Consider the following 6,598-nt stretch of genomic DNA (forward strand, 5'->3'; position numbering starts at 1 on the left):
ACTGGCCGAAGCCGAGGGAGCGGTAAGCGCCGTCGACGTGTTTACGACACGGCCCGACACGATTTTCGGGGCGAGCTTCGTCGCGATTTCAGCGGGGCATCCGCTGGCCGCGCTGGTTGCGGCGCGCGATCCTGCGGCACAGGCGTTCATCGACGAGTGTCGCACCGGTGGGACCACTGCTGCCGAAATCGAAACGGCGGAAAAGCGCGGTTACGATTGCGGTATCGAGGCAATCCACCCGTTCGATTCCTCACGGCGCCTGCCGGTGTGGATCGCGAATTTCGTGCTGATGGACTATGGCACGGGCGCGCTGTTCGGCGTGCCGGCGCATGACGAGCGCGATTTTGCTTTTGCGAATAAATATCATTTGCCGGTGCGCCGAGTCGTCGCGGGGACGGTTGACGGAGCGTACGATCCTGTGGTCGAAGCCGAAACGGGCGGCGGCGTCGCGGTTAATTCGGGCTTCGTCAACGGGATGACGACAGACGAGGCCAAGGCCGCGGTCATCGGGCGCGCCGAGCAGGCCGGATGGGGCGAGGGGACGGTGCAGTATCGCCTGCGCGACTGGGGGGTGTCACGCCAGCGCTACTGGGGGACGCCGATCCCGATCATCCATTGTGCGATCTGCGGGCCGGTCGCTGTGCCGCGCGAGCAATTGCCAGTCATCCTGCCCGAGGATGTGACGTTCGATGTGCCGGGCAATCCGCTCGACCGCCACCCGACTTGGCGTCATGCCGTCTGCCCCCGGTGCGACGGCGAGGCGCGACGCGAGACCGACACGCTCGACACGTTCGTCGATTCCTCTTGGTATTTCATTCGCTTCGCCAGCCAACCGGGCAACGCGCCGTTCGACCGGGCGGAGGTCGAGCAGTGGTTGCCGGTGGCGCAATATATCGGCGGGGTCGAGCATGCGATCCTGCACTTGCTCTATGCGCGCTTCTGGACCCGGGCGCTTCGGCATATCGGCAAGATCGACATCGCCGAGCCGTTCAAGGGGCTGTTCACCCAGGGGATGGTGACGCACGAGACGTACAAGTCACTCGACGGGCGCTGGCTGGCACCGGACGAGATCAGGCTGGGCGAGGGCGGGGCGATGATCGAGCTGGCGACCGGCAGCGGCGTCGAGCGTGGTCGCGTCGAGAAAATGTCTAAGTCGAAAAAGAACACCATCGACCCGGCCCCGATCGTCGGTCGCTATGGTGCGGACGCGGTGCGCTGGTTCATGCTGTCGGATTCGCCGCCCGAGCGGGACTTGGAATGGTCTGAAGCGAGCATCGAGGGCGCAGCGCGATTCGTGCAGCGTGTGTGGCGTTTAGTCGCGAGGGTCGGCGGTGGCGTGGGCTCCGATCTGGCGGTCGACAAAAGACTGCACCGTTCGATCGCGGCGGTCGGTTCGGCGATCGAAGGGCTGCAGTTCAACAAGGCGGTGGCGGCGGCGTACGAATTGGTGGGTGCTCTGGAGAAGGCCCCGCCGTCGGCCAGCAGGGATGCGGCGGTTCGCACGCTGGTGCGGCTGGTTTCACCGATGGCGCCGCATCTGGCCGAGGAAGCTTGGGCCGAAATGGGCGAGGCGGGAATGGTCGCGAACGCTGCCTGGCCGGCCCATGACCCGGCGCTGCTGGTCGACGACGAGATGACGATCGCGGTTCAGGTCAACGGCAAGCTGCGCGATACGATCATTGTCGCGCGCGGGCTAGATCGGGCCGCAATCGAGGCCCTTGCGCTGGCGTCAGACAAGGTCGCCCGGCAGCTGGATGGGGCAAGCCCGCGCCAAGTGATTGTGGTCCCTGACCGACTGGTTAATATCGTCGCATGAAGCGCATTATTGTTCCCCTGTTAGCCGCTATGATCCTAGCTGGCTGTCGCCTCCATCCGCTCTACGCAGGCGGCGAATCGAGCGCGGTTGCGACTGGGTTCCGCTCAGTCGAAGTTGGGCCGATCCCGCTGCGTACGGGCTGGCTGACGCGCAATGCACTCGTCGACCGGATGGGCGGCGAGCATCCGGGAGGCGCATATCGCCTTGAGGTCGAGCTGAACGACAATGTCACCGGCTTCGGCATCCGCGGCGACAGCGCGACAACGCGCGAGCGGCGGACACTGCGCGCACGCTATCGACTGGTCGAGCGGGCGAGCGGGGCAGTGATGCTCGACGCCAGTGCCGGGTCCGACGCCGGGATCGACGTCGTCAGTTCTGAATATGCGACCGTTGCCGCCGAGCAGACCGCTGCCGAACGGCTGAGCGGGCAGGTCGCCGATCAGATCGTCGCGCGCATTGCCCGCTACATGTCGGCTCCGCGCACGCCGTGAAGGCGAACAAGGCGACGCTGGGCCGTGCGCTCGATCAGCCCGATCCGGCAGTTCGCTTTTACTTGTTCCACGGCGACAATGATGGCGGTTCGCGCGCGCTGGCGGAGCGTTTGCTGAACGGTCTAAACGCCGAGAAGGCGAGGTTGAGCGAGGCGGCGGTCAAGGGTGATCCAGGCTTGCTGGCCGATGAGGCTGGCGCAATGGCGATGTTCGGCGGGCGGCGAGCGCTGTGGATCGAACCGGCCGGAGAAGAGATCGGTGTTGCGATTGATTCACTGTTGCAATTGCCGGTGGTCGAGAGCCCGACGATCGTTATTTCCGGGAGTCTGCGCAAGACCAGTGCGCTGCTTAGAATGGCCGAAGGTCATCTGCTGGCGTTGAGCCATGTCTCCTATCCGCTCGAGGCGCGCGAGGCTGACCGGCGGGTGGTCGAACTCGGCCGGGCCGAGGGGCTGCGGATGGCGGGCGATGTTGCGAGCCGGGTTGCAGAGCGCGCTGGCAATAACGAAGCGATCATCGCGGGCGAACTGTGCAAATATGCGCTCTTCCTGGGAGCGAGGTCCGAGACCCCACGCGAACTCGACCATGCGACCGTCGACGCGCTCGGTGCCGACTGCGGCGAGGGGAATTGGCACGATATCGGGGACCTGGCGCTCGACGGGCGGATCGACCAGCTCGCCCGCAAATATCAGCACCTCTCGCCCGGCGCGCCCGAAATCGTGCCGATCGTCCGCTCGCTCCAGCGCCGCTTGCTTCAACTGGCGCCGTTGCGGGCCCGCATCGAGGGCGGCGAGCGGGTCGACAGCGTCATGGCGTCAATGGGCAAGTCCGTGTTCTGGAAGGATAAGCCGCTGATGCAACGGCTGCTGTCACAATGGAGTGCAGCGCAACTGGCCCAGGCCGGCGAGCGCGTCGCGCGCCTCGAGCGGGAATTGATGCTGTCGCCGGTGCCGGGCGACGCGGCGCTGGGTGAAGAGTTGTTGGCGATCGCGCGCGCGGGGCGCCGCTAAATAGGTTCGCCGGACAGGCGCTGGCAGACCATGTCGAGCTGATCGAGCGTCGAATAGGACAGGTGGACCGTTCCGCCGCTGCCCGAGTGGGCGATCTTGACCTTCAGGCCGAGCATGTCGCCCAATTGCCGCTCTAGCGCGAGCAGATCGGTGTCGACAGCGCGTTCGCTCTTCGGCTCGCCACTGCCACCCGGTCGCGACGGCTTCGACGCACGGGCGCGATCTTCGGCCTGGCGCACGGTCAGGCCTCCGGCGATTATTTCCCGCGCGATCCCAACCGGGTCCGATGCTCCAATCAGGGCGCGAGCATGGCCCATGCTGATCTCGCCGCGAACGAGCATGGCCCGTACCTCTTCAGGTAAATCCAGTAGTCTCAACAAGTTGGCGATATGGCTGCGCGACTTTGAGACCAAGCCCGACAATTGCTCCTGGGTCAGGCCGTGCCGGTCGATCAACTTGCGATAGGCGTCCGCCTCCTCGACTGCGTTGAGATCCTCACGTTGGATATTCTCGATCAGCGCGACCTCGGCCGACTTGGCGTCGTCGGCCTGCTTGATTAACGCCGGGATATGATGGAGCTGCGCTCGCTGTGCCGCACGCCAGCGGCGTTCGCCGGCGATGAGCTGATAGCCGCCATCAACTTCACGCACGAGGATCGGCGAGATGACGCCATGAACCCGGATCGAGGCAGTAAGCTCGTCGAGCGCGGCTTCGTCGAAAAGCGCGCGCGGCTGCTGCGGGTTGGGGTAAATCCGAGCGATTTCGATGTCGCGAACACTTCCTGTTGCCTCAGCGCCGTCCTGCAAATCAGGTCGCGGCGCGTCACCCATAAGCGCGGATAGCCCGCGGCCGAGGCCGGGACGCCGGCTCACGCTGCCTGCTCCGCTACGGGACGCTGGAGCCGCGCCAGCATCTCGCGGGCAAGGCGGATGTAGGCTTCCGATCCGGGACATTTAAGGTCGTAGATAAGAGCGGGCAGGCCGTGGCTCGGCGCCTCGGACAGGCGGACATTCCGCGGCACGACCGTGTCGAACACTGCGCCACCAAGGCAGGCACGCACATCATCCGCCACAGCTTGGGACAGATTGTTCCGACGATCAAACATCGTCAGCGCAACGCCGAGGATCGAGAGCGACGGATTGAATGACACTCTAATGCGCTCGACGGTCTGCAAAAGCTGACTCAGGCCTTCTAACGCAAAAAATTCACATTGGAGTGGGACGAGCAGCTGGTTAGCCGACACCAAGGCGTTGACTGTTAGCAGCCCGAGTGAGGGCGGGCAGTCGATCAGACATATGTCCCAACGCCCCGACGCGACGGCGTCGAACGCGCGCTTGAGCCTATCTGTGCGATGGTCAAGGCCGACCAACTCGACCTCCGCCCCTGACAGGTCGACCGTTGCCGGGAGCAGATCAAGCAGCGGAACCTTGGTACTGATGACAGCATCCGCGATGGCCGCGTGGCCAAGCACCACGTCATAGGTGGACCGATACCGCGCAGAAGGGGGTACGCCTAGTCCGGTCGATGCGTTGCCTTGGGGATCAAGGTCGGCGAGCAGCACTTTCCAGCCAATCGCCGCAAGAGCCGTGGCTAGATTGATTGCGGTAGTGGTCTTGCCCACACCGCCCTTCTGGTTCGCCACTGCTATGCGGATCATTGCTTCCCCCACGGACGCACGCCTTTGGCGACAAGGATCGATGCCTGATCATCGGTTCGGCTCGGTTCCAGACGGAAGTCACCTTGCCACGCCAAGCGGACTTCATCCAGTTCCTTCTGCGCGTTCCGGCCTTTCGGGAGGAGCCAGATGGTGTCGGAGTGGGACAGGTGCAGGGTCATGCGAAGGATCTGGGTCGCGGAGGCGACGGCGCGAGCCGTGATAACGGCATATCGGCCCTCCACCTTGGACGGCTTGCCCTGGACCAGCGTGACTAGGTCGAGACCCAGTTTGATCGAAACAGCGGTGAGAAACCGAATGCGGAGGCGACGCGGCTCAACCAGCGTGGTCTCGGTGCCGGTCAGGATCGCCGTAACAACTCCGGGGAGGCCAGCGCCAGAACCAATGTCGATCCAGTTGCCTGCTTTCTGATGAGCGACGAGCTGGGCGGAGTCGAGAATATGCCTCTCCCAGATATTGGAAACCGACGCGGACGAGATCAAGTTCTGCTCTAGGTTAGCTTCGACGATCAAAGCAACATAGGCCTCCAGCTTTTCGAATGTTTCACGTGGAACATCTCGGCCTGCCACTGTCGACAGGAGGTCGATCATGCGGCTTGTCGAACGAGGGCGAAGTGGAGCGCGGTGAGTGCGGCGGGGGTAATCCCGTCGATTCGCGATGCCTGCTCCAATGTCTCAGGCAACGCCGCACTCAGCCGTTCGATCATCTCAATGGAAAGACCCGGAATCAAGGCAAAGTCGAAGGCCTTTGGCACGATGGTGTGCCGATCACCTTGAAGTGCTGCCCACTCCGCCCGCTGGCGCTCGAGATACGGGGTGTATTCGACATCGTTCATCGCTTCCTTAGCGGCAGGACTATGACCGATCCTTTTCGCGACGGAAGACCGGCGTTCAGGACGTGCAAGCCATTCTCGCAGTGAGCGGCGCTCCAATGACCCATTTGGACTCAGTTCGTTTTCGGCAACTCGCTCGTCGAGTTTGGCAACGACGTCAGCATAGCCAATCGAATGGTGTTCGATTTGCTTTCGCCGATCATTGCTGATGCACCCAGCCGCGAGCGCGTCGCTGCCCAGTCGCGTGGTGGCGTTGTCGGCCCGCAGGTGCAGGCGGAACTCCGCACGCGCGGTCATCATCCGATAAGGCTCTGTGACCCCCTGCAGGGTCAGATCATCGATCATGACACCGATATAGCTGCTCGCGCGGTCAAATCGTACTGGCGACAAGTCACGCCCGTGAGTGGCGGCGTTGAGGCCTGCGACGAGACCCTGGCCTGCCGCTTCCTCATATCCGGTCGTGCCGTTGATCTGGCCCGCAAGGAAAAGTCCCGCGATGTCGCGCCGTTCGAGGCTGGGACCCAGCATGCGTGGATCGAGAGTAGCATATTCGACGGCGTAGCCAGGAGCGACAATCACCGCTCGTTCGAGGCCGCAGATAGTCTTCATGAACGCCGACTGGACGTCCGTCGGCAAGGAGGTTGACAGTCCATTCGGATAGACAAGCGCGGTGTCCAGGCCCTCCGGTTCGAGAAATATCTGATGGCCATCGCGATCGCTGAAACGCTTGATCTTGTCTTCGATCGACGGGCAGTAGCGCGGACCGCGGCCCTC

7 protein-coding genes are annotated in these 6,598 nt (G+C 63.6%); 3 read left to right on the forward strand and 4 right to left on the reverse strand.

Translation table 11 applies throughout. The features are described from left to right. The 3 genes from leuS to RMN84_RS06620 all read left to right on the forward strand — a co-directional run. Nucleotides 1–1,816: leucine--tRNA ligase (gene leuS / locus RMN84_RS06610; protein WP_309611394.1), on the forward strand; the 1,816-nt coding region annotated here is incomplete at its 5' end. After that, on the forward strand, nucleotides 1,813–2,307 hold the full coding sequence (lptE, locus tag RMN84_RS06615; RefSeq protein ID WP_309611395.1) for an LPS assembly lipoprotein LptE: 495 nt from the start codon (nucleotides 1,813–1,815) through the stop codon (nucleotides 2,305–2,307). The genes leuS and lptE, both read left to right, overlap by 4 nt. Beyond that, a complete protein-coding gene (locus RMN84_RS06620; RefSeq protein WP_309611396.1) occupies nucleotides 2,304–3,317 on the forward strand; it encodes a DNA polymerase III subunit delta in 1,014 nt (337 codons plus the stop codon). The genes lptE and RMN84_RS06620 overlap by 4 nt, the downstream gene beginning before the upstream one ends. On the opposite strand, the gene RMN84_RS06625 is transcribed toward RMN84_RS06620, so the two are convergent. The 4 genes from RMN84_RS06625 to RMN84_RS06640 form a co-directional block, all read right to left on the reverse strand. Further along, a complete protein-coding gene (locus RMN84_RS06625; protein WP_309611400.1) occupies nucleotides 3,314–4,147 on the reverse strand; it encodes a ParB/RepB/Spo0J family partition protein in 834 nt (277 codons plus the stop codon). The two genes, RMN84_RS06620 and RMN84_RS06625, sit on opposite strands and share 4 nt — an antisense overlap. 38 nt (nucleotides 4,148–4,185) lie before the next feature. After that, nucleotides 4,186–4,974: an AAA family ATPase gene (locus tag RMN84_RS06630; protein WP_309611397.1), complete on the reverse strand. Its 789-nt coding sequence runs from the start codon at nucleotides 4,972–4,974 to the stop codon at nucleotides 4,186–4,188. Beyond that, nucleotides 4,971–5,582: a 16S rRNA (guanine(527)-N(7))-methyltransferase RsmG gene (gene rsmG, locus RMN84_RS06635; protein WP_309611398.1), complete on the reverse strand. Its 612-nt coding sequence runs from the start codon at nucleotides 5,580–5,582 to the stop codon at nucleotides 4,971–4,973. Before rsmG ends, RMN84_RS06630 begins: the two co-directional genes overlap by 4 nt. Further along, nucleotides 5,579–6,598, reverse strand: a 1,020-nt coding sequence (locus RMN84_RS06640; protein WP_309611399.1) for an FAD-dependent oxidoreductase, incomplete at its 5' end; no start/stop codon positions are given. The genes rsmG and RMN84_RS06640, both read right to left, overlap by 4 nt.

It is taken from the genome of Sphingomonas sp., assembly GCF_031380695.1.
Taxonomy (GTDB): Bacteria; Pseudomonadota; Alphaproteobacteria; order Sphingomonadales; family Sphingomonadaceae; genus Sphingomicrobium.

What these genes read in the sequence shown, in the direction of transcription:
- lptE (WP_309611395.1), top strand. Translation starts at nt 1,813, where the DNA reads ATGAAGCGCATTATTGTTCCCCTGTTAGCCGCTATGATCCTAGCTGGC.
- RMN84_RS06625 (WP_309611400.1), bottom strand. Translation starts at nt 4,147, where the DNA reads ATGGGTGACGCGCCGCGACCTGATTTGCAGGACGGCGCTGAGGCAACA.
- RMN84_RS06630 (WP_309611397.1), bottom strand. Translation starts at nt 4,974, where the DNA reads ATGATCCGCATAGCAGTGGCGAACCAGAAGGGCGGTGTGGGCAAGACC.
- rsmG (WP_309611398.1), bottom strand. Translation starts at nt 5,582, where the DNA reads ATGATCGACCTCCTGTCGACAGTGGCAGGCCGAGATGTTCCACGTGAA.